At 73.3% G+C, this 23,077-nt stretch carries 17 protein-coding genes; 7 read left to right on the top strand and 10 right to left on the bottom strand.

Annotated features, from left to right (window positions below):
* Positions 1-17 precede the first annotated feature (17 nt).
* On the bottom strand, positions 18-812 hold the full coding sequence (pflA, locus tag ACRYR9_RS00145; protein ID WP_432492992.1) for a pyruvate formate-lyase-activating protein: 795 nt from the start codon (positions 810-812) through the stop codon (positions 18-20).
* A gap of 7 nt (positions 813-819) precedes the next feature.
* A complete protein-coding gene (gene pflB, locus ACRYR9_RS00140) occupies positions 820-3,111 on the bottom strand; it encodes a formate C-acetyltransferase (RefSeq protein WP_432492990.1) in 2,292 nt (763 codons plus the stop codon).
* 179 nt (positions 3,112-3,290) lie between these two features.
* Between pflB and ACRYR9_RS00135 the strand changes: the two genes are divergently transcribed.
* Positions 3,291-4,079 (top strand): sulfite exporter TauE/SafE family protein, encoded by a 789-nt coding sequence (locus ACRYR9_RS00135; protein WP_432492988.1) that lies wholly within the window; start codon positions 3,291-3,293, stop codon positions 4,077-4,079.
* A 70-nt stretch (positions 4,080-4,149) separates the two neighbouring features.
* Here ACRYR9_RS00135 and gatB read toward each other — a convergent pair whose 3' ends face one another.
* Genes gatB through ACRYR9_RS00105 form a run of 6 tightly spaced genes read right to left on the bottom strand, consistent with a single transcriptional unit; the run spans position 4,150 to position 11,346 of the window.
* Entirely contained in the window at positions 4,150-5,670 is a 1,521-nt protein-coding gene (gene gatB / locus ACRYR9_RS00130) for an Asp-tRNA(Asn)/Glu-tRNA(Gln) amidotransferase subunit GatB (protein WP_432492986.1), read from the bottom strand.
* Complete coding sequence (locus ACRYR9_RS00125; protein WP_432492984.1) at positions 5,660-6,319, bottom strand: DUF4276 family protein; 660 nt, start codon at positions 6,317-6,319, stop codon at positions 5,660-5,662. Before ACRYR9_RS00125 ends, gatB begins: the two co-directional genes overlap by 11 nt.
* Entirely contained in the window at positions 6,316-7,716 is a 1,401-nt protein-coding gene (locus ACRYR9_RS00120; RefSeq protein WP_432492982.1) for an AAA family ATPase, read from the bottom strand. The genes ACRYR9_RS00125 and ACRYR9_RS00120 overlap by 4 nt, the downstream gene beginning before the upstream one ends.
* Positions 7,713-9,263 carry an Asp-tRNA(Asn)/Glu-tRNA(Gln) amidotransferase subunit GatA gene (gatA, locus tag ACRYR9_RS00115; protein WP_432492980.1) on the bottom strand — a complete coding sequence of 517 codons (1,551 nt, stop codon included), beginning with the start codon at positions 9,261-9,263 and terminating at the stop codon, positions 7,713-7,715. The genes ACRYR9_RS00120 and gatA overlap by 4 nt, the downstream gene beginning before the upstream one ends.
* Positions 9,260-9,559 (bottom strand): Asp-tRNA(Asn)/Glu-tRNA(Gln) amidotransferase subunit GatC, encoded by a 300-nt coding sequence (gene gatC / locus ACRYR9_RS00110; protein ID WP_432492978.1) that lies wholly within the window; start codon positions 9,557-9,559, stop codon positions 9,260-9,262. Before gatC ends, gatA begins: the two co-directional genes overlap by 4 nt.
* A gap of 11 nt (positions 9,560-9,570) precedes the next feature.
* Positions 9,571-11,346 carry an ABC transporter ATP-binding protein gene (locus ACRYR9_RS00105; RefSeq protein ID WP_432492976.1) on the bottom strand — a complete coding sequence of 592 codons (1,776 nt, stop codon included), beginning with the start codon at positions 11,344-11,346 and terminating at the stop codon, positions 9,571-9,573.
* Positions 11,347-11,526: 180 nt separating this feature from the next.
* Between ACRYR9_RS00105 and ACRYR9_RS00100 the strand changes: the two genes are divergently transcribed.
* The 3 genes from ACRYR9_RS00100 to ACRYR9_RS00090 all read left to right on the top strand — a co-directional run bounded on the left by ACRYR9_RS00100 (position 11,527) and on the right by ACRYR9_RS00090 (position 14,914).
* Entirely contained in the window at positions 11,527-12,921 is a 1,395-nt protein-coding gene (locus tag ACRYR9_RS00100) for an ABC transporter substrate-binding protein (RefSeq protein WP_432492974.1), read from the top strand.
* A gap of 77 nt (positions 12,922-12,998) precedes the next feature.
* Positions 12,999-13,988: a carbohydrate ABC transporter permease gene (locus ACRYR9_RS00095; protein WP_432492972.1), complete on the top strand. Its 990-nt coding sequence runs from the start codon at positions 12,999-13,001 to the stop codon at positions 13,986-13,988.
* Complete coding sequence (locus tag ACRYR9_RS00090) at positions 13,985-14,914, top strand: carbohydrate ABC transporter permease (RefSeq protein WP_432492970.1); 930 nt, start codon at positions 13,985-13,987, stop codon at positions 14,912-14,914. The genes ACRYR9_RS00095 and ACRYR9_RS00090 overlap by 4 nt, the downstream gene beginning before the upstream one ends.
* On the opposite strand, the gene ACRYR9_RS00085 is transcribed toward ACRYR9_RS00090, so the two are convergent.
* Positions 14,904-16,805 (bottom strand): SpoIIE family protein phosphatase, encoded by a 1,902-nt coding sequence (locus ACRYR9_RS00085; protein WP_432492968.1) that lies wholly within the window; start codon positions 16,803-16,805, stop codon positions 14,904-14,906. The two genes, ACRYR9_RS00090 and ACRYR9_RS00085, sit on opposite strands and share 11 nt — an antisense overlap.
* A 202-nt stretch (positions 16,806-17,007) precedes the next feature.
* Here ACRYR9_RS00085 and nirB point away from each other — a divergent pair, with 202 nt between their 5' ends.
* From nirB to ddaH, 3 genes are read left to right on the top strand one after another with little or no spacing between them, the layout of a single operon-like run.
* A complete protein-coding gene (nirB, locus tag ACRYR9_RS00080) occupies positions 17,008-19,617 on the top strand; it encodes a nitrite reductase large subunit NirB (RefSeq protein WP_432492966.1) in 2,610 nt (869 codons plus the stop codon).
* Positions 19,614-19,952, top strand: a complete 339-nt coding sequence (locus tag ACRYR9_RS00075; protein ID WP_432492964.1) for a Rieske (2Fe-2S) protein — start codon at positions 19,614-19,616, stop codon at positions 19,950-19,952. The genes nirB and ACRYR9_RS00075 overlap by 4 nt, the downstream gene beginning before the upstream one ends.
* Positions 19,949-20,803, top strand: coding sequence for a dimethylargininase (gene ddaH / locus ACRYR9_RS00070; RefSeq protein ID WP_432492963.1), 855 nt, complete (start codon positions 19,949-19,951; stop codon positions 20,801-20,803). The genes ACRYR9_RS00075 and ddaH overlap by 4 nt, the downstream gene beginning before the upstream one ends.
* A gap of 3 nt (positions 20,804-20,806) precedes the next feature.
* On the opposite strand, the gene ligA is transcribed toward ddaH, so the two are convergent.
* Entirely contained in the window at positions 20,807-22,969 is a 2,163-nt protein-coding gene (ligA, locus tag ACRYR9_RS00065; RefSeq protein WP_432492961.1) for an NAD-dependent DNA ligase LigA, read from the bottom strand.
* Positions 22,970-23,077: the final 108 nt, after the last annotated feature.

Raw genomic sequence — 23,077 nt, 5'->3', positions numbered from 1 at the left:
ACGAGGTCAGTACGTGGTCAGTACGTGGTCAGGCCGTGGGCGCGGAAGGCGTCGCGGGCGCGCTCGGCCTGCTCCGCCGTGGGCGCCGGGGTGCCCTCCAGCGGGTAGGGCAGGCCCATCCGCTCGTACTTGGAGCGGCCCATGCTGTGGTACGGCAGGACCTCGACGCGCTCGACGACCGGCCCGAGCGCGGCGGCGATGCGCGCCACGCCCGCCACGTTCCCGGCCTCGTCGGTCAGCCCGGGCACCAGGACGAAGCGGATCCACGTGCGGTTGCCGCGCTCGGCGAGGCGCTCGGCGAAGCGCAGCGTCGGCGCCAGGGCGCGGGCGGTGACGCGCTTGTACGTGGCCGGGTCCGAGCTCTTGACGTCCAGGAGCACGAGGTCCACGTCGTCGAGCAGTTCGTCGCTCGCCCGTGCGCCCAGGTAGCCGGAGGTGTCCAGCGCCGTGTGCAGGTCCAGCTCCTTGGCGCGGCGCAGGAACGCCGCCGTGAACGCCGGCTGCATCAGCGGTTCGCCGCCCGAGATCGTCACCCCGCCGCCGGAGGCGCGCAGGAACGAGCGGTAGCGCACCAGGCGGCGGGCGTGCTCGCCCACCGTGACCGGGGTGCCGCCGCCGACGTCCCAGGTGTCGGGGTTGTGGCAGTACTGGCAGCGCAGGGAGCACCCCGTCACCCAGGTCACCAGGCGGGTGCCGGGACCGTCCAGGGCGGTGACGAGCTCCCAGGAGTGCAGCCTGCCCTCGACGGCGTCGATGTCGACGCCGTCGAGGGAGGCTCCCGGCAGGGGCCGGGCGACGGAGGTGGTGCTCACCGGGTCCTCACAACGAGCCGTGGAAGGTGCGGTTGATGACGTCCAGCTGCTGCTCGCGCGTCAGGCGGACGAAGTTGACGGCGTAGCCGGACACGCGGATCGTCAGCTGGCCGTACAGCTCCGGGTGCTCCATGGCGTCCAGCAGGGTGGCCCGGTCCAGGACGTTGACGTTCATGTGGAAACCGCCGGAGGCCACGTACCCGTCGAGGACGCCGACGAGGTTGCCCACCCGCTCCTGCGCGGTGCGCCCCAGCCCGTCGGGGGTGACCGACGTGGTCAGGGAGATGCCGTCCAGGGCGTCCTCGTAGGGGATCTTCGCCACCGACAGCGCCGCGGCGACCATGCCGTGCCGGTCGCGACCGTTCATGGGGTTGGCCCCGGGCGCGAACGGCGCCCCGGCGCGGCGGCCGTCGGGGGTGTTGCCGGTGTTCTTGCCGTAGACGACGTTCGAGGTGATCGTCAGCACCGACTGGGTGTGGCGGGCACCGCGGTACGTCTCGTGCCGGCGGATCTCCTGCATGAACCGGTGCACCAGCCACAGGGCGATGTCGTCGGCGCGGTCGTCGTCGTTGCCGTAGGCGGGGTAGTCGCCCTCGACCGCGTAGTCCACGACGAGACCGGTCTCGTCGCGCACCGGGCGGACCGTGGCGTGCTTGATGGCCGAGAGGGAGTCCGCCGCCACCGACAGCCCCGCGATGCCGCAGGCCAGGGTGCGGTCGACGACCAGGTCGTGCAGCGCCATCTCGATGCGCTCGTAGGCGTACTTGTCGTGCATGTAGTGGATGACGTTCAGGGCGCTGACGTACGTCTCGGCCAGCCAGGCGATCATCGGCTCCAGCTTGGCCACGACGTCGTCGTAGTCCAGGACGTCGCCGGTGACCGGCTCGGCGGCCGGGGCCACCTGCACTCCGCTGACCTCGTCGCGCCCGCCGTTGATCGCGTAGAGCAGCGTCTTGGCGAGGTTCACCCGGGCGCCGAAGAACTGCATCTGCTTGCCGACCGTCATGGCCGACACGCAGCACGCGATGGCGGTGTCGTCACCCGTGACCGGGCGCATCAGGTCGTCGCTCTCGTACTGGATGGAGCTGGTGTCGATGGACACGCGGGCCGCGAACTCCTTGAAGCCCTGCGGCAGGTTCGGGGACCAGAACACCGTGAGGTTCGGCTCGGGAGCCGGGCCGAGGTTGTACAGGGTCTGCAGGTAGCGGAAGGAGGTGCGGGTGACCAGCGGGCGGCCGTCCTCGCCGATGCCGCCGATGGACTCCGTCACCCAGGTCGGGTCGCCGGAGAACAGCTCGTCGTAGGCGGGGGTGCGCAGGAACCGCACGATGCGCAGCTTGACGACGAAGTCGTCGACGAGCTCCTGCGCGTCCTGCTCGCTCAGGCGCCCCTCGGCGATGTCGCGCTGCAGGAACACGTCGACGAACGTGGCGGTGCGGCCCAGGGACATCGCCGCGCCGTTCTGCTCCTTCACCGCGGCCAGGTAGGCGAAGTACAGCCACTGGATCGCCTCGCGGCCGGTGCGGGCGGGGCGGCTGACGTCGTACCCGTAGGAGGCTGCCATCCGCCGCAGCTCGTCCAGGGCGCGGACCTGCTCGGAGTTCTCCTCGCGCAGCTGCACGACCTCGGCGGTGCTGGGTCGGGCGTCGAGCAGGGCGCGCTCGGCCTGCTTGCCCTCGACCAGGCGCGCGGTGCCGTACAGGGCCAGGCGGCGGTAGTCGCCGATGATGCGGCCGCGGCCGTAGGCGTCGGGCAGGCCCGTGATGACGTGGGAGCGGCGTGCGGCGCGGATCGCCGGGGTGTAGGCGTCGAAGACACCCTGGTTGTGGGTCTTGCGGTACGTGGTGAAGATCTCCGCGACGCGCTCGGGCAGCTCGTAGCCGTAGGCCGCCAGCCCGTCCTGGACCATCTTCAGCCCGCCGTTGGGCATGATCGCCCGGCGCAGCGGGGCGTCGGTCTGCAGGCCGACGATGAGGTCCAGCTCGGGGTCGACGTACCCGGGCGCGTGGCTGGTGATCGTCGAGGGGGTGTCCACGTCGACGTCGTGCACGCCCCTGGCGCGCTCGGCGGGGAACATCGCGGTGAGCTTCGCCCACACGGCGCGGGTGCGCTCGGTCGGGCCGGTCAGGAAGGAGGAGTCCCCGGTGTAGGGCTCGTAGTTGCGCTGGATGAAGTCGCGGACGTCGATCTGCTCGCACCAGCGGCCCGGCGTGAACCCGCGCCAGGGCGCCGGGTCCTGCGCACCCGGGTCGTGCGTCCCCGTGGTCGTGCTCGCCGGGCGTTCGGTCGTCGCGGTCATCGTCCTTCTCCTCCTCGTGCCGGTGCTACCAGTCTCGGCACGCGCGGCGGCCGGCTCACGGGGCGAAGGTCCCGACCCCGGCGGGTGGCGGGGTGAGCTCCGTCTCGCCGCGAGGGCCCCGCCTATGCTGCGCCGGGCGGCGAGGACCACCCGCGGAGCGGGTGGCGAGAGGTGGTGCGATGTCCCCGTGGGACGCGGTCGTGGTGGCACTGGCCGGCGTGGCCGCCGGGGCGATCAACGCCGTCGTCGGTTCCGGCACGCTGGTGACGTTCCCCGCCCTGCTGGCCGCGGGGTTGCCGCCGGTGAGCGCGACGATCACCAACTCGATGGGCCTGGTGCCCGGGAACCTGGCCGGCGCGGTGGGGTACCGGCGCGAGCTGCGCGGGCTGGGCCCGCTGGTCCTGCGCCTGCTGCCCGCCTCAGCGCTCGGTGCCGTCACCGGGGCCTTCCTGCTGCTGCACCTGCCCGCCGCGGCCTTCGGCGCGGTCGTCCCCGCCCTGGTGGCGCTGGCCGTGCTCCTCGTGGTGCTCCAGCCCCTGATCGCCACCCGGATCGCCCGCGACCGGGACGGTGCCGCTCCCGTGGACGCCCCCACGCCCGTCGTGACCCCGCGGCGCCTGGCCGGCCTGGTCCTGGGCGCGTACGCCACGGGGACCTACGGCGGCTACTTCGCCGCCAGCCAGGGCGTCCTGCAGGTCGGCGTGTTCGGCCTGCTCGTGCGCCTGCCCCTGCAACGGCTGAACGCGGTCAAGAACGTCCTGACGTCGGTGGTCAACGCGGTCGCGGCGGTGGCGTACGTCGTCACCGCGGCGCACCGCGTCGACTGGGCGGCAGCCGGCCTGGTGGCGGCCGGTTCCCTCGTCGGAGGCACGCTGGGGGCCCGGTTCGGCCGGCGACTGCCCGCGCCGGTGCTGCGGGCGTTCATCGTGCTGCTGGGGGTCACGTCGTTCGTCGTCCTGGTGCGCTGACGGGGCGCCAGGACCGCCCGAGCACGGCGGGGGCCCGGTGCCGCACCGGCCCGGGCCCCCGCGCCGGGACTCAGCTCCCGACGCGCTCCACGACGAGCTCGCGCACGCGCGCGGCGTCGGCCTTGCCGCGCATCTCCTTCATCACCGCACCGATGAGGGCTCCGGCGGCCTGGGCCTTGCCGCCGCGGATCTTCTCCACCACGCCGGGGTTCGCGGCGATCGCGGCGTCCACCGCGGCCACCAGCGCGGACTCGTCGGAGACGACCGCCAGCCCGCGCGCCTCGACGACCTCGGCGGCGCTGCCCTCCCCGGCGAGCATGCCGTCCAGCGCCTCGCGCGCCAGGCGGTCGGTGAGGGTGCCGGCCTCCACGAGCGCCTGCAGCTCGGCGACGTCGGCCGGGCCCACCCGCAGCGCGGACAGCTCTACGCCCTCGGCGTTCGCGCGGCGCGAGAGCTCACCGGTCCACCACTTGCGGGCGCCGGCCGGTGACGCGCCGGCCGCGACGGTGGCCTCCACGAGGTCGACCGCACCGGCGTTGGCGGTGTCGCGCATCTCCAGGTCGGAGAACCCCCACTCGGCCTGCAGCCGCTTGCGCCGCTGCGCGGGCGGCTCGGGCAGCGTGGCGCGCAGCTCCTCCACCCACGCCGGGTCTGGCGTGATGGGCACGAGGTCCGGCTCGGGGAAGTAGCGGTAGTCCTCCGCGTCGGACTTCTCCCGCCCCGACGTGGTCAGGCCGGTGTCCTCGTGCCAGTGGCGGGTCTCCTGCACGACCTTCTCCCCCGCGCGCAGGACCGCCGCGTGCCGGGAGACCTCGTAGCGCACGGCCCGTTCCACCGAGCGCAGCGAGTTGACGTTCTTCGTCTCCGAGCGGGTGCCCAGCGGGGACTCCGGGCTCGGGCGCAGGGAGAGGTTCACGTCGCAGCGCAGCGAACCCTGCTCCATCTTCACGTCCGAGACGTCCAGGGCGCGCAGCAGGTCGCGCAGCGCGGCGACGTAGGCGCGCGCCACGTCGGGGGCGCGGTCGCCGGTGCCCTCCAGCGGCCTGGTGACGATCTCGATGAGCGGGATGCCGGCGCGGTTGTAGTCCACCAGGGAGTACTCCGCGCCGTGGATGCGGCCGGTGGAACCACCCACGTGCAGGGACTTGCCGGTGTCCTCCTCCATGTGGGCGCGCTCGATGAGCACCCGGTAGGTGAACGCCGGCCTGGAGCCGTCCTCGCTCGCGGGGACGTCGACGTCCAGCCACCCGTCGTGCGCGATGGGCTCGTCGTACTGGGAGGTCTGGAAGTTCTTCGGCATGTCCGGGTAGAAGTAGTTCTTCCGGGCGAAGCGGCAGTACGACGCGATCGTGCAGTTCAGCGCCAGGCCGATGCGCACCGCGGACTCCAGCGCCTTGGCGTTCAGCACCGGCAGCGCGCCGGGCAGGCCCAGGGACGTCGGGTCCACCTGGGTGTTCGGCTCGGCGCCGAACTCGGTGGGCGCCGCGGAGAACATCTTCGTCGCGGTCGACAGCTCGACGTGGACCTCCAGGCCCAGCACCGGGTCGAACTGCGCCACGGCCTCGTCGTAGTCGATCAGGTCAACGGTCACGGGTCCTCCATCCAAGGGTGTCCAGCAGGTTCTCGATGTCGTGCTCGAAGGCACGGAAGGAAGGCAGTCGCCGCAGGGACGCGAGCGGTAGGCGTTCCGCCAGGAGCGGCAGGTAAGCCCCAGGCCCGGGAGCCCTGCGACGGGGTCGTACACCCAGGGCAGCCGCGTCACGCAGCGTCAGTTTCGGATCGCTCAACCTCTCGGGCTCAGTGATTCGGTCGGCCTCGTGCACCCGCGTCGCGTCCACGCCGGTCCCCAGGACGCGTTCAAGCACCTCCGCATCGGCGAGAGCCCACGCCTCCATCTCGCGCACGGGCACCAGCGGCAGCAGCGCGCCTGGCCCACCCTCGCGCTGCCACGCCTCCTCGACGGGCGCGAAGGACTTGCGGAGCTCGCGATCGACGTCAGCGGACCCGTCGACGTGCAGCAGGACCACGTCGAGCGGACGCTCTCGCCTGGACCTGTCGAGGATCCACCTCTCCCTGCTCACGTCACCCGGGTTGCTCACCACGATCGGGCGGACGTCCACCTCCACCGGTGACTCGACGAGCCGGTGGCAGACGTCCTGCAGCGAGCGCTGGACGACCACGGGCAGGAACTCCTCGTCACTGCCCCCCTCCAGGAGAGTCAGTGCGACCAGGTACCTCACCGCGGGTTCACCACCCGCTCAGCTTCCCCGCGCGTCAGTCCGCTCTGCTCAGCTCGCACGTCGAAGGGCAGCACGAGCTGGGCGTCGGCATCCTCGGGGAGCGCCTCGCCCTCCTCGAGCACACGGCGGGCCCGGGTGACCCGGGACACCGCTCCAGCCTCGACCCGCGCCGTGGAGTCGACCACCACGAGCTCGTCGACGAGGGAGGTCAGCGGAAGCTTGGGCGAGTGGCTGGACACCAGCAACTGGACGAGAGCAGGCGGCTTGCCGTGGGAGTCGAGCACCACCTCGGCCTGCGTGTCGGTCACCAGGTCCCGCAGCACCTCGATCAAGGGGCCGAGTCGTGCCGGCTGGATGCCGTTCTCCGGTTCCTCGAAGCACAGGACGCCCGGGCTGACGGGCTCGTACAACGCGGCCAGGACCGCTAGGAGGCGCAGGGTGCCGTCCGAGGCGACACGGGCGCTGATGGTCCCCTCGTCCCTGCTCCGCAGCACCACCTCCCACTGGCCCCGCGCGTTGTTCTCCGCGACCTCCACGGCCGAGAACCCCCGGACCACCCGAGCCAGGTCCGCCGCTAGCGCGTCGAGACCTGGACCGCCCCTCCGGGAGGCGCGCGCGATGGTCTCCAGCACCCAGGCGAGGTTGGAACCGTCCCGTTGCAGCCGGTCGGCCGCCTGCCCGACCGGCGAGGGCTGGCGGAGAACCGCGGGGTCGAGCTGCAGGACGCGCCAGCGCTCGATCTCCCGCCGCACCGCGTACAAGATCGGCGAGTAGTCAGCGGTCGGCACGCTCGTGAGCACGGACGCCGTGGCGTTGCTCGCCGGCAGGCGGCGTGGTGCCCCTTGACGGTTGACACCCACCCGCCGTCCGGTGAACGTGAACCGCTTGTCCTGCTCCCCCTCGGTGACCAGGATCTTCCACTGGCTGGCGCCGTACTTGAGGTAGGTGTCCGCGAAGTCGCGGCTCACCACCTTGCGCAGAGGGTCCGCGGAGGCCTTGATCGGGAAGATGAACTCCGACTCCACCCAGGGGCGGTTGATGCCATCATCACCCTCGCGCACCTCCAGGGTGATCTCGTACCGGACGCGTGTGTGCGGCAGGACCTCGCGAGTACCGAAGGTGTCCACCACCTCGGGGTCGAGCAGGAGCTCCACAGCGAAGCTCATCCGAGAGGCCGCCTGGTCGCCGTGGCGGCGGAACTGCTCGGCGGCCTCCCCCCGTCCACCGGCCAGCGCCTGAGCCACCGGCATCGACACCAGGCGCGACAGCAGCGTGAGCGCGTCGAAGATGTTCGACTTCCCGCTGGCGTTGGCTCCGACGATCGCGGTGAACGGGCGGAGGTCGACGGAGAAGCCGGCGAACGACTTGAACCCGTCGACCTCCAGCTTGGTGATCACGCCGGGCTCGCGCCCTTCCACTCCGGGACCTGCGCCAGCAGTGGCCCGCCCCACTTCGACACCAGGCGCGCCTCCAGGGCGGCGCCCACCCGGTACAGCCGGTCGTCGGCCTGCTGCGGGGCGAGCACCTGCAGCCCCACCGGAAGCCCGTCGGACAGGCCGACCGGCAGGGACATGCCGGGGATGCCGGCGAGGTTCGCCGGGATGGTCGCCACGTCGCCGGCGTACATCGCCAGCGGGTCGTCCAGCTTCTCCCCCAGCCGGTACGCCGTGGTCGGCGCCGTCGGGGACACCAGCACGTCCACCTGCCCGAAGGCGGCGGCGAAGTCGCGCTGCACGAGGGTGCGCACCTTCTGCGCACTGCCGTAGTAGGCGTCGTAGTAACCGGCCGACAGGGCGTAGGTGCCCAGGACGATGCGGCGCTTGGCCTCGTCGCCGAAACCGGCGGCGCGGGTGGCGCGCATGACCTGCTCGGCGGTGACGCCCTCACCGGGGGGCGTGACCCGCAGGCCGTAGCGCATGCCGTCGTACTTGGCGAGGTTGCTGGACGCCTCGCTGGGCAGGATCAGGTAGTACGCGGCCAGGGCGTGCACGATGTTCGGCAGGCTCAGCTCGACGACCTCGGCACCGGCGGCGCGCAGCTCGTCCAGGGCCTCGGTGAACCGCGCCAGCACCCCGGGCTCGTACCCCTCGCCGGACAGCTCGCGCACCACGCCGACCTTCACACCGGTCAGGTCGCCGGTGGCGCCCTGCCGCGCGGCGCCCACGACGTCCGGCACCGGGGCGGGGATGGAGGTGGAGTCGTACGGGTCGTGGCCGCCGATGACGGCGTGCAGCAGGGCGGTGTCCAGGACGGTGCGCCCGCAGGGGCCCGCCTGGTCCAGGGAGCTGGCCAGCGCCACCAGCCCGTAGCGCGAGACGCCGCCGTAGGTGGGCTTGACGCCCACGGTGCCGGTGACGGCCGCGGGCTGGCGGATGGAGCCGCCGGTGTCCGAGCCGATCGTCAGGGGCGCCTCGAACGCGGCCAGCGCCGCGGCGGACCCGCCGCCGGAACCGCCCGGGATGCGCGTGGGGTCCCAGGGGTTGCGGGTGGGGCCGAACGCGGAGTGCTCGGTGGTCGAGCCCATCGCGAACTCGTCCATGTTCGTCTTGCCGAGCACCACCAGGCCGGCGGCGTGCAGCTCGCGCACCACGGTCGCGTCGTACGGCGGCACCCAGCCCTCGAGCATCCGCGAGCCGCAGGTGGTGGGCATGCCCCTCGTGGTGAGCACGTCCTTCACGCCGACGGGCACCCCGGCCAGCGGCCCGAGCACCGCCCCGGCGGCGCGGTCGGCGTCCACCTGGCGGGCGCGGGCCAACGCACCCTCGGCGTCGACGTGCAGGAAGGCGTGCACCCCGTCGGGGTTCTCCCCGGAGGTGGGCCCGTCGACGGCCTCGATGCGCTCCAGGTGCGCCTGGACGACCTCCTCGGAGGAGACGACCTTCGCGCGCAGGCCCTCGGCCAGGCGCGCGGCGTCCCAGCGGACGAGCTCGGAGACGCCGCTCACGCGTCCTCCTCCAGGATCTGCGGGACGCGGAAGCGCCCGTCCTCGGCCTCGGGGGCGCCGGCGAGCGCCTCCTGCGCGCTGAGGCCGGGACGCACCACGTCGGGGCGGGTCACGTTGGTCAGGGGCACGGGGTGCGAGGTGGCGGGCACGTCGTCGGAGACGGCGGAGGCGACCTGCTGGACCGCGTCGAGGACCGCTCCGAGCTGGCCGGCCATCCGGTCCAGCTCCTCGTCGGTCATGTCGATGCGCGCCAGGCGCGCGAGGTGCTCGACCTCGGGACGGGAGATGGTGGACACGACGGGTGAGTCTAGGACGGGCCCACCAGGAGCTGCGTGGTGGCGAGCTCCCGGTACAGGGGTGAGCGCTCCAGCAGCTGCGCGTGCGTGCCGGAGGCGGTGGCGCGGCCCTCCTCCAGCACGACGATCTGGTCGGAGTCGACCACCGTGGACAGCCGGTGCGCGACGACGACGAGGGTGCGCCGGTCGGCGGCGGCGGCCAGCGCGTCGCGCAGCAGGGCCTCGTTGCGGGCGTCGAGGCTGGCGGTGGGCTCGTCCAGCAGCAGCAGCTCCCCCGGCGCCAGCAGGGCGCGGGCGATGGCCAGGCGCTGGCGCTGCCCGCCGGAGAGCAGCACGCCGCGCTCGCCGACCTCGGCGGCCAGGCCCGGCCCGCGCTCGGCGAGCTCGCGCAGCCCGACGGCGTCCAGGGCGGCGAGGACCTGCTCGTCGGTGACGTCCGGCGCGGCCAGGACGAGGTTCTCGCGCAGGGTGCCGGCCAGGACGGGGGCGTCCTGCTCGACGTAGCCCAGGCGGGCGCGCAGCGCGGCCAGCGGGAGCTCGCGCACGTCCACGCCGTCCAGGCGCACGCTGCCGGCGGAGACCTCGTGGAAGCGCTCCACGAGCGACAGGAGCGTGGACTTGCCGGCCCCGGAGGGGCCCACGAGCGCGGTGCGGGTGCCGCGCGGGACGGCGAAGCCCACCCCGCGCAGGGCGGGGGTGCCGTCGGGGTAGGCGAAGGCGACGTCGTCGAACTCCAGCAGCGGGACGTCCTGCCGGGCGCGCTGGGCGGGCACGGCGAGGGCGGGCGCGGGGCGAGGCTCGTCCTGCTCCACCGGCAGTGCGAGCACCTCCTGCACGCGGGTCAGGGCCGCCGCCCCGCTCTGCACGACCGTCCAGGTCTGCACGAGCTGGCCCAGCGGGGCGACGAGGGTGAACAGCAGCAGCACGAACCCGACGAGCTCGGCCACGCTCGTGGCGCCGGAGGCGACGCGGGCACCGCCCACGCCCAGGACGGCGACGAAGGCGCCCTGCACGGACACCTGCATCGCCGGGCCGAGCAGGGCGCGCACCCGGGAGGCGCGCACGGCGGCGTCGCGGGCGCGGCGGGCGGCGGCGACCACGCCGTCGAGCTCGCGGTCGGTGGCGCCGCTGGCGCGCAGGGTGCGCAGCGCCCCGAGCACGCGGCCGACCGCGGAGCTCATCGCGCCCACCTCGGTCTGGGTGGCCAGGGTGAGCCGGCCCAGCCGGCTGGAGGCGATCGCGATGGCGGTGCCGGCCACGGCGATCGCGACGAGCGTCACCGCCAGCAGCACCGTGTCCAGGAGCGCCATGAGCACCACGGCGCCCAGGAACGTCAGGACGGTGGCGAGCAGGTCGAACAGCCCGGAGGTGACGACGGCGGCCAGGGCGGTGGTGTCGCCGGACACCCGGGAGAGCAGGTCGCCGGAGGCGCGCGCGTCGCGGGCGGCGACCGTCAGGCGGGCCAGCCGGGTGACCAGGGATGTGCGCACGGCGAGCACGACGCCGGCGCCGGCCCGTTCCAGCAGGTACTGCCGCGCGCCGTCGGCGAGGGCGCCGAGCAGCACCACCGCCACCAGCGCGATCGCCACCGGCGCCAGCGCGGAACCGTCCTGCACGACCCGCACCACGGCGGCCACGGCCAGCGGTTGCGCCAGCGCGGTGGCCGCGCCGACCAGGGAGAGCAGCACGGCGACGGAGATCGCAGCGCGGTGCGGGCGAAGGTGGGGCAGCAGCAGCCGGCCGGCCTCGCGCAGCGGCAGGACCTCGGGCGTCTCGGAGGCGCTCACGGGCGCAGTGTGGCCGGGCGGGCCGGTGGTGCGCGTCCGCCGCTCGTCGCCGCCCGCGTCCGGCGAACGGCTGCGTGTCCACCTTGTGATCGGGGACACGCGCGCAGCACCTGTGCGCGTGGGTCATCATGGGCGCACGTCCGGTGCGGCGAAGCGGCCGCACCTGAGAGGAGAACACCGATGACCGTCCGCACCCGTGCCCGTCGTCTCGCGCTGCTGGCCGGCGGACTCGGACTGGCGATCGCCGCGAGCGGCTGCGCCACCGCCGAGGAGGCCGGGGTCGACGAGAGCGCCGGCGGCGGCACCGACGTCGCCGGGGCCGAGATCGACTGCTCCCAGTTCGACCAGTTCGGCGACAGCCTCGACGGGACCGAGGTGGAGGTCTACACCTCCATCGTCACCCCCGAGGACCAGCCCTTCATCGACACCTTCGCGCCGTTCACCGAGTGCACCGGCATCACGGTGAACTACAACGGCACCAAGCAGTTCGAAGCTCAACTGCCCGTGCGCGTGCAGTCCGGCAACGCGCCGGACATCGCTTTCCTGCCGCAGCCCGGCCTGCTGGAGCGCATGGTCTCCACCGGCGAGGTCGTGGCCGCGCCGGAGGCGGTGGCCCAGAACGTCGAGGAGTACTTCAGCGAGGCCTGGCGCGACTACGGCTCCGTCGACGGCACCCTCTACGCCGCCCCGCTGGGCGCGAACACGAAGTCCTTCGTGTGGTACTCCCCCTCGGCGTTCGAGGAGGCCGGCTACGAGGTCCCGCAGACGTGGGACGAGCTCATCGCCCTGACCGACCGGATCGTCCAGGACAACCCGGACACCAAGCCGTGGTGCGCCGGCATCGGCTCCGGCGAGGCCACCGGCTGGCCGGCCACCGACTGGCTGGAGGACGTCGTCCTGCACGAGCTGGGGCCGGACGTCTACGACCAGTGGATCGCGCACGAGATCCCGTTCAACGACCCGCGGATCGTCGCCGCGCTGGACCGCGTCGGCTCGATCCTGCGCAACCCCGACTACGTCAACGGCGGCTTCGGCGACGTGGCCTCCATCGCGACGACGACCTTCCAGGACGCCGGCGTCCCCATCACCCAGGGGAACTGCTGGCTGCACCGGCAGGCGTCCTTCTACCAGGCCAACTGGCCCGAGGGCACCGAGGTCGCCGAGGACGGCGACGTCTTCGCCTTCCCGTTCCCGCAGATCGGGGAGTCGGCCGGCAAGACGGTCGTCGGCGGCGGTGAGTTCGTCGCCGCGTTCGCCGACCGGCCCGAGGTGCAGGCGCTGCAGTACTACCTGTCCACCCCGGAGTGGGCGAACCTCAAGGCCCAGGCCACCGGCCCCGGCTGGCTCAGCGCCAACACGGGCCTGGAGCTGGACAACCTCGCCAGCCCGATCGACCGCCTGGCGGCCGAGCAGCTGCAGGACGAGTCCGTCACCTTCCGCTTCGACGCCTCGGACCTCATGCCCGCCGCCGTCGGCTCGGCGGCCGAGTGGAGCGAGCTGACCGCGTGGATCGCCGCCGGTCAGGACACCCAGACGACCCTCGACAACATCGAGGCCGCCTGGCCCGCGAGCTGACGCTCCCCCTGGGGCCGGGCACCGCGCGGCGGTGCCCGGCCCCTCCCTCGCCCGCACCTCGTTGAGGAGGTCCCCCGGTGGATTGGCTGCTCGACGCCGACAGCACCGCTCACAAGCTCGCCCTCATGGTCTTCGCCGTCCTCGCCTTCGTGGTGGTGATGGGCGTCATCCTCTTCGCCGTCGACAAGCCCAAGCGGGTCCCCACCTGGGTGGTCGTCGCCGGCTTCGTCGGCCCCGCGCTGCTGCTCGTCACGATCGGCCTGGTGTACCCGGCCCTGAACACGCTGTGGCTGTCGTTCAAGTCCCGGGACGGCAGCACGTTCGTGGGCCTGGACAACTACGCGCAGGTGTTCACCAGCGACGGTCTCCAGCTGGTCCTGCGCAACACCGTGCTGTGGGTGGTCCTGGTGCCGCTCATCTCCACCGCGTTCGGGCTGGTCTACGCCTACCTGGTGGACCGCACCCGCTTCGAGTCCTTGGCCAAGGCCCTCATCTTCCTGCCCATGGCCATCTCGGGCGTCGCCGCCGGGCTCATCTGGCGCTTCGTCTACGAGTACCGCCCGGACCAGCCGGGCATCGAGCAGATCGGCCTGCTCAACCAGCTGCTGGTCTGGCTGGGCCTGGAGCCGTACCAGTTCCTGCTCCACCAGCCCTGGAACACGTTCTTCCTCATCGTCGTGATGATCTGGATCAACGCGGGCTTCGCCATGACGGTGCTGTCGGCCTCGATCAAGGCCATCTCCGACGACATCGTGGAGGCGGCGCGCCTGGACGGGGCGTCCTCGTTCCAGATGTTCCGCTCGGTGACCGTGCCCAGCATCCGCCCGGCCCTGGTCGTCGTCCTCACGACCGTCGCCATCAGCACGCTGAAGGTGTTCGACATCGTGTACGTGATGACCGGCGGCCAGTTCGGCACCTCGGTCGTGGCCAGCGAGTTCTACTCGCAGTCCTTCCGGCAGTTCAACCAGGGGCTGGGCGCGGCGCTGGCCGTCCTGCTCTTCGTCCTGGTCATCCCGATCATCGTCTACAACGTGCGGCAGATGCGCATGGCGGAGGAGGTCCGGTGAGCGGGCAGGCCGACACCACGCGGGTCGTCACCAACCCCACCGGGGAGATCGAGGCCCGGCCCCGCAAGCTCACCCGGGCCGAGAAGCGCGCCGTCGCCGCGAAGAACCGGCTCAGCTCCCCCGCCGCCTCGGTGATCGCGCTGCTCATCGCCGCGCTGTGGACGGTCCCCACCCTGGGCCTGCTCGTGACGAGCTTCCGGGTCGAGAGCGACATCCAGGCCGACGGCTGGTGGAACGTCTTCACCCGCCCGCTGTTCACCGGGTACAACTACGTCTCCGCGCTCGAGACGGGGCTCGGGGACAACTTCGTCAACACCCTGGTCATCACGATCCCTGCGGTGGTCATCCCCATCACGCTGGCTCTGCTGGCGGCGTACGCGTTCGCCTGGATCCCCTTCCGGGGCCGCGAGGTGCTGTTCGTCGCCGTCTTCGCCCTGCAGGTGGTGCCGCTGCAGGTCACGCTCATCCCGCTGCTGAGCCTGTACGTCGACCTGGGGATCGCCGGCTCGTTCTGGACGGTGTGGCTCTCGCACAGCATGTTCGGCCTGCCGCTGGCCATCTTCCTGCTGCACAACTTCATGAAGGACGTCCCGGCGTCCCTGGTGGAGGCGGCGCGCATGGACGGCGCCGGGCACGTGACGGTGTTCTTCAAGGTGCTGCTGCCGCTGCTGGTCCCGGCCATCGCGGCCTTCGGCGTCTTCCAGTTCCTGTGGGTGTGGAACGACCTGCTCATCGCCCTGACGTTCGCCGGCGGGGACGCGACCCCGCTGACCTCCGCGATCGCCGACCTGGCCGGCACCCGCGGCAACGCCTGGTTCCTGCTGGCGCCCGGCGCGTTCCTGGCGATGGCCGTGCCGCTGGCCGTTTTCCTCGGCCTGCAGCGCTTCTTCGTCCGCGGCCTGCTGGCCGGGTCCGTCAAGGGCTGACGCGCCCGGGCGGACCGCCCGCGCCGTCCGGGCGCGGGCGGTCCTCGGGGTGGGCGCGCAGCGCCACGACGGCCACGTCGTCGCCGGGCTCGGGCACGGCCCGCGCCAGCAGCGCGTCGACGAACTCCTCCAGCGGCAGGTGCACCAGTTCCCCGGCGCTGGCCAGCAGCCTGGCCAGCCCGGTGTCCAGGGCCTCGTCGCGGCGCTCGACGAGGCCGTCGGTGTACAGCAGGACGGTCGACCCCGGCCGCAGCGACGTCTCGTGGTCCCCGCGCTCGGTGCCCGGGTCCAGGCCGAGCAGCAGGTCGGCGGGAGCCTGCAGCAGGCGGGGCGCGCGCCCGGGCTCCAGCAGCAGCGGCGGCGGGTGCCCGGCGTTGGACCAGCGCAGCCTGCGCACCCCCGAGGCCCGCTCGGCCCGCGTCTGCTCCACGCGCGCCAGGACGGCGGTGGCCAGGGTGTTCACCCCCAGCCGGTGCAGCGCCCGGTCGAAGACCGACATGATCCTCGCCGGCGGATCGGTCACCGCCTGCGCCACACCGCGCAGCACCCCGCGCAACTGGCCCATCTCGGCGGCGGCCACCTTGTCGTGACCGGTGACGTCACCGATGACGACGGTGGTCGAGCCGTCGGCGGTGAGGAACGCGTCGTACCAGTCCCCGCCCACCTGGGCCTCCTCCGCGGCCGGCAGGTAGCGCACCGCGATCTGCAGGTGGTCCGGCTGCGGCGGGTCGGTCAGCAGCGAGCGCTGCAGGGCCTCGGCCAGCGAACGGGTGGCGTGCGCCCGGCGGCGCTCCTCCTCCAGGCGCCGCACGCGCTCCAGCGCCTGGGCGCACTGGGCGGCGAACGCCTCCAGCAGCCGCACCTCCTCCGGCCCCAGCGGTCGCGGCGCGGACCAGCCCACCGCCAGCGAGCCCAGCAGCTCCCCGGCGCTCGTCAGCGGCAGCGCCGCCCACGCCGCCAGGTCCGCGGCACCCGGCAGCGGCACCCCCGCGGCGTGCTCGCACCCCTCGGGCAGCAGGACCACCCGGCCGCGTGCGGCCGCGGCGAGGGGGACGTCCGCGTCCAGCGGCAGACGGGCCGCCGGGGCGGCACCGGGCTGGTCCCCGCTGCGCCCCGCGTCCTCGCCCAGGAAGGTCAGGTGCAGCTCCTCCCCCTCCCGCAGCGCCACGACCACCGCCTCGGCGCCGGTGGCGGCGCGCCCGTGCAGGCCGACACCCCGCAGCAGGTCCGCCACCCCCTCGGCCGCCGCGAGCGCGGAGGCCGCCGCCGCCAGTCCGGCGAGGCGGCCCGCCGTGCGCCGCTCGCGCTCGCCGGAGCGGCGCAGCTCGGCGTTCAGCTCCTCCAGCTCACGGGTGCGCTCGAACAGGTCACCCTCGACCTGCTGGACCCGCTCGGACCACTGCCGGCCCTCGGCGGCCGCCCGCCGGGCGGCCTCGCGGTCGCGGACGTAGTCGGTGATGTCGTCGGAGCGGTGCAGCAGCAGCACCACCTCACCGTCCTCGTCGATGACCGGCACGTTGCGCGGGCTCCAGAAACGCTCCTCGAAGCCGCCCCCGGGGACGGGGATGTCGTACTTCTGCAGCGCCATGGTGTGCGGGCGCCGGGTGTCGCGGACGAGCTCCAGCGAGGCGCGCAGGTTGCGCAGGCCGTCGGCGGACGGGTCGTCGGGGTTCATCGGGAACACCTCGAACAGGGAGCGGCCCACCTGCTCCTCGAGCGTGGTGCCGGTCGCCTCCAGCCGGGCGCGGTTGGCGTGGACGATGACGAGGTCGGGCGTCAGCAGCAGGAAGGGGGCCGGCGCGAGGTCGAAGACCTGCGCGAAGTCCGGCCGGGGCAGCGCGCCCCGTGCGACCGCCGCCCTCGACCCGCCCGTTCCCGTCCCGTCGCACACGGGACAACCCGACCACCCCGCGGCCCGCACCGCCAGCGCAGGCGCGGCCGGCACCGCGTGGTCGGAGCTGGCGGGGGACCTTCGTCCCCGATCCCGCCCGGGACACCCGACGACCCTGCACACCCAGCCCGCGGTCACTAGGCTCGCACCGTCCGTGACGAGCGGTGCGCCGCTCGACAGCCGTGCCCCGCGAGGAGTCCCGGTGGTCACCACCCTCGGCAGTACCAGCGCTCCCCCCGCCGACGGCCGCGAACGACGGCGGCTGGTCGTCGTCGGCAACGGCATGGCCGGCGCCCGCTTCGTCGAGGAGGTGCTCGAGCGCGGCGGCGGCGAGAGCTTCGACGTCACCGTCATCGGCGCGGAACCCTACGGCAACTACAACCGGATCATGCTCTCCCACGTGCTGGCGGGCGACGAGGACGAGGAGGACGTCTTCCTCAACGCCCTGCCCTGGTACGAGGAGCACGGGGTCGCCCTGCGCGTCGGCGCCCGCGTCACCCACGTCGACCGCGAGGCCCGCACCGTGCACGACGACGCGGGCGGCAGCACCCCGTACGACGTGCTGGTCATCGCGACCGGGTCCTCGCCGTTCTTCCCGCCGGTGCCGGGCCTGCGCGACGAGGACGGCGGCCTGCTCGGCGGCGTCTTCGGCTTCCGCACCCTGGACGACACCCGGGCGATGGTCGCCGAGGCGCAGCAGCAGACGCGCGCGGTGGTCGTCGGGGGCGGCCTGCTCGGGCTGGAGGCCGCCCGGGGCCTGCAGAACCACGGCGTCGAGGTCGACGTCGTGGAGTTCGCCGGTCACCTGATGAGCCAGCAGCTGAACCCGGTGGCCTCCTCCGTCCTGCAGCGGGAACTGGAGGAGCTGGGCCTGCGGGTGCACACCGGCGCCCGCGTCGCCTCCGTGACCGGCACCGGGCACGTGGACGGGGTGGTGCTGGCGGACGGGCGCCGCCTGGAGGCCGGCCTCGTCGTGGTGGCCGCCGGGATCCGGGCGAACGTCGACGTGGCGCAGGCCTCGGGCCTGCTGGTCGAGCGCGGCATCGTCGTCGACGACCGCATGGCGTGCAGCGACGAGGACGGGCAGGCGCTGCCCGACGTGTACGCCGTCGGCGAGTGCGTGCAGCACCGCGGCCAGACGTACGGCCTGGTGGCGCCGCTGTGGGAGCAGGCCGGCGTCCTGGCCGACCACCTCACCGGCGCGGACCCGGGCGCCGAGTACCACGGCTCGCGCACCACGACGAAGCTGAAGGTCGCCGGCGTCGACCTGGCCGCCATGGGCGTCAGCTCCGCCGAGCGCAGCGACGACGAGTTCGTGGAGTTCTCCGAACCCCGCCGCGGCGTCTACAAGAACGTCGTCATCCGCGACGGGCACCTCATCGGCGCGACGCTGCTGGGTGACGTCGCCAAGACGTCCTTCCTGCTGCAGGCGTTCACGCAGGGCTCACCGCTGCCGGAGGAGCGGATCTCGCTGCTGTTCGACATGGGCACGCCCTCCACCGAGGTGAGCGTGGCCGAGCTCGCCGACGACGCGCAGGTCTGCAACTGCAACGGCGTTTCCAAGGGGACCATCGTGGAGGCCGTCCGCAACGGCTGCACCTCGCTGAAGTCGGTGATGGACGCCACGCGCGCCGGCAAGGGCTGCGGGTCGTGCAAGACCCTCGTCGGGCAGATCACCGAGTGGGCCGCCGGCGGTGCGCTCGCCGTGGACGAGTCGGCGAACTGGTACGTGCCCGGCATCCCGATGAGCAAGCCGGACCTGGTGGCGGCGATCCGCGCCAGGGGCTTGAAGTCCGTCTCCGCGGTCTTCCGGGAACTGGCCCCCGGCGGCGCCGAGGACGCCAAGTCCAAGATGGGCCTGACCTCGCTGCTGCGGACGGTGTGGCCCGAGGGCATCGAGGAGGAGCTGGACTCCCGGTTCATCAACGACCGCGTGCACGCCAACATCCAGCGCGACGGCACGTTCTCGGTGGTCCCGCAGATGAAGGGCGGGGTCACCACCCCCGAGCAGCTGCGCACCATCGCCGACGTCGCCGACAAGTACGACGTCGGGCTCGTGAAGGTCACCGGCGGGCAGCGCATCGACCTGCTGGGGGTGAAGAAGGAGGACCTGCCGAAGGTCTGGAAGGACCTGGGCATGCCGTCCGGGTTCGCCTACGGCAAGAGCTTCCGCACCGTGAAGACGTGCGTGGGCCGCGACTACTGCCGCTTCGGCCTGGACGACTCCACCCAGCTCGGCATCGACCTGGAGACGCGCTTCCAGGGCATCGAGACGCCCGCGAAGTTCAAGCTCGGTGTCGTCGGGTGCCCGCGCAACTGCGCCGAGGCGTACGTGAAGGACGTCGGCGTCATCGCCATCGGCGACGGCCGCTGGGAGGTCCACGTGGGTGGTGCGGCCGGTGCCAACGTGCGCAAGGCGGACCTGCTCGCGACGGTCACCGGGGCGGATGCGGTGATCACCCTGACGGGCCGCTTCATGCAGTTCTACCGCGAGTGGGGCAACTGGCTGGAGCGCACCTACGAGTTCGTGCCGCGCATGGGCATCGAGCGGTTGCGCGCCGTCCTCGTGGACGACTCCGACGGCCTGGCCGCGGGGCTGGACGAGCGCATGAAGGCCACGGTGGACAACTACCGCGACCCCTGGCACGAGGAGGGCGAGCACCCCGCCACCCCGGGGCAGTTCCGCACCTCGCTGCCGCTGGTGGACCTGCCGCTGGTGCCCGACCGCCCCGCGGGCCACCCCGGTGGCCTGGTCCCGCACGTGAACTCCAACAGCAACGCCGTCCCGAAGACCACGGAGGTGGCGCGGTGAGCGCTCCCACGCGCGACGACGGCACACAGGTGCGCGTCGCCCACGTCGACGAGATCCCCCCCGGCGAGGGGCGCGCCTACGTCGTCGGCGACGAGCAGGTCGCGGTGTTCCGCCGGCGCAGCGGGAAGGTCAGCGCCGTGCAGGCCGCCTGCCCGCACGCCGGTGGACCCCTGGCCGACGGGCAGATCGACGAGCGCGTCGTCGTGTGCCCGCTGCACCAGAACACCTTCGACCTGGACACCGGCGAGTCCACGACCGGGCAACCCGCGCTGCGGGTGCACCCGTGCCGCGTCGAGGGCGACGGCAGCGTGGTGGTCGGGCCCGCACGGGGATGAGCACCCCCTCCCACGACGGCACGCACCCCGGCGAGCGCGTCGCCCGCCCTCGGCGCTTCCTGATGTGCGCTCCGGAGCACTTCACCGTCTCCTACGAGATCAACCCGTGGATGGACACCGCCACCCCCGTGGACGCGGGCCGAGCGTTGGCGCAGTGGCGTCAGCTGCGCGCCACGTTCGAGCGGCTGGGCCACGAGGTGGAGGTGCTGCCGGCCGTGCCGGGCCTGCCGGACATGGTGTACGCCGCCAACGGCGCGCTCGTCACCCCGCAGGGGTCGGTCGGGGTGCGCTTCACCCACCCCGAGCGCGCCGGGGAGGCGGAGGCGTACGCGACCTGGCTGGACGAGCACGGCCTCGGCCCGGTGCACCGGCCGGTGCACGTCAACGAGGGCGAGGGCGACCTGCTCGTGGTGGGCGAGCACCTGCTCGCCGGGCACGGCTTCCGCACGGAACTCGCCGCGCACCGCGAGGTGGCGGAGGTTCTGGGCCGGGCGGTCACCTCGCTGCGGCTGGTGGACCCGCGCTTCTACCACCTCGACACGGCGCTGACCGTGCTGGACGACGACCCGGAGCACCCGGACGTCGCGTACTTCCCCGGCGCGTTCGACGAGGAGTCGCAGCGGGCGCTGCAGGAGCTGTTCCCGCACGCGCTGCGCACCGACGCCGCCACCGCCCAGGTGCTGGGCATGAACGCCGTCAGCGACGGGCGGCACGTGGTGCTCTCCCCGCGCGCGCAGCGCTACGCCGAGCAGCTCACGCAGCGCGGGTACGTGCCCGTGCCGGTGGACCTGTCCGAGCTCCTGCGCGGCGGCGGGGGCGCGAAGTGCTGCACGCTCGTGCTGCGGCGGTAGGGCTCAGACCTCCCCGTCGCCGCCGTCCTCGCCCTCGCGCTCGCCCTCGGGAGGGGTCTGTGCGACCGCGTCGGGACCACCGTCCAGCAGCGCGCGGAAGGCGTCCTCGTCGAGGACCCGCACCCCCAGCTGCTCGGCCTTGTCCGCCTTGGAGCCGGGCGCGTCGCCGACGACGACGAAGCTCGTCTTCTTCGACACGCTCGCGGACGCCTTGCCGCCGCGCGCGAGGATCGCCTCCTTGGCCTCGTCGCGGGTGAACCCGGACAGCGAGCCGGTGACCACGACCGTCAGGCCCTCCAGCGTGCGGGGGGTGGACTCGTCGCGCTCGTCCTGCATGCGCACCCCGGCGCGGCGCCACTTGTCCACCACGGCGCGGTGCCAGTCGACGTCCAGCCACTCGTGCACCGCCTCGGCGATCGTGGGCCCCACGCCCTCGGTGGCCGCCAGCTCCTCCGGGGACGCTTCCTCGATCGCCTGGAACGAGCCGAACCGTCCCGCCAGCGCGCGCGCCGCCGTGGGGCCCACGTGCCGGATCGACAACCCGACCAGCACCCGCCACAGGGGTTGCGACTTGGCCGCCTCGAGGTTGGCCAGCAGCCGGCGGCCGTTCGCCGACAGCGTGCCGCTCTTGTTGGTGAACAGCGGCACCCGCAGCAGGTCGTCCTCGGTGAGGTCGAACAGGTCGCCCTCGTCGGTGACGACCCCCGCCTCCGGCAGGGCGGTGGCCGCCTCGTACCCCAGGGCCTCGATGTCGAAGGACCCGCGGCCGGCGACGTGGTAGATGCGCTCGCGCACCTGCGCGGGGCAGCTGCGGGCGTTGGGGCAGCGGATGTCGACGTCGTCGGCGCGCATCCGGCGCAGCGGCGTGCCGCACTCGGGGCAGTGCGCGGGGAAGACGAACTCCCGCTCGTCCCCGGTGCGCAGGTCCAGGACGGGGCCGACGACCTCGGGGATGACGTCGCCGGCCTTGCGCACCACGACCGTGTCGCCGATGAGGACGCCCTTGCGCTCGACCTCGTCGGAGTTGTGCAGCGTCGACAGCTGCACCGTGGAGCCGGCGACCTTCACGGGTTCCAGGTGCGCGAACGGGGTGACCCGGCCGGTGCGGCCCACGTTGACGCTGATGTCCAGCAGCTTGGTGGTCACCTCCTCGGGCGGGTACTTGAAGGCGATCGCCCAGCGCGGTGCTCGGGAGGTGGCGCCCAGCCGGCGCTGCAGCGGCACCTGGTCCACCTTGACGACGACGCCGTCGATCTCGTGCTCGACGTCGTGGCGGTGCTCGCCGTAGTACCGGACGTACTCGGCGACCTCCTCCAGCGTGTCGACGACCTTCGCGCGCGAGGAGGTGGGCAGGCCCCACGCGGCGAGCTTGGCGTACGCCTCGGACTGGGTGGCGTTCTCCATGCCGCGCCGGGCGCCGATGCCGTGCACGAGGACGCGCAGCGGCCGGGAGGCGGTGACCCGCGGGTCCTTCTGCCGCAGCGAGCCGGCGGCGGCGTTGCGGGGGTTGGCGAAGGGGGCCTTGCCTGCGTCCATGATGCGGGCGTTGAGCTCCTCGAAGGCGGCGACGTGGAAGAACACCTCCCCGCGCACCTCCAGGAACTCCGGGAGGTCCTCGCCGGTGAGCTGCTGCGGGACGTCGGCGATGGTGCGGACGTTGAGGGTGACGTCCTCGCCGGTGCGCCCGTCACCGCGGGTGACGCCGCGCACGAGGCGGCCGTCCTCGTAGACGAGGTCGACGGCCAGGCCGTCGATCTTCGGCTCGCACAGGTACCGCGCGCCGGTGCCGACCTCCTTCTCCACGCGCGCCGCCCACGCGGACAGCTCGTCGGTGGAGAAGGCGTTGTCCAGGCTGAGCATCCGCTCGGGGTGGTCCACGGCGGTGAACTCGGTGGAGAACGTGCCGCCGACCGTCTGCGTCGGCGAGCTCGGGGTGCGCAGCGCCGGGTGCTCGTCCTCCAGGGCGCGCAGCTCGCGCTCGAGCGCGTCGTACTCGCCGTCGCTGATGGGCGAGGCGTTGCGCACGTAGTAGGCGAACCGGGCGGCCTCGACCCGCTGGGCCAGTTCCTGCCAGCGGTGCCGCGCGGCGGCGGGGACCTGCCCGTCCAGCGGGTCCTCGGCGGTGCTCCCGGCGGTGCTCTCGGCGCTCTGGCTCACGCGGGACATCCTGCCGCGCCGCACCGACACGCGCCGGGCGGGGAGCCCTGGCGGAGGGCCGGCAGCGGTACCGAGCGGGCACCCAGCGTTCACCCGGGCGACGCCCGGCGTCCGTCC

The sequence above is a fragment of the Kineococcus auxinigenes genome, assembly GCF_050871525.1.
Lineage (GTDB): Bacteria > Actinomycetota > Actinomycetes > Actinomycetales > Kineococcaceae > Kineococcus.
The sequence above is the reverse complement of the archived record's forward strand: the minus strand, read 5'-3'. Positions and strand labels throughout refer to the sequence as shown.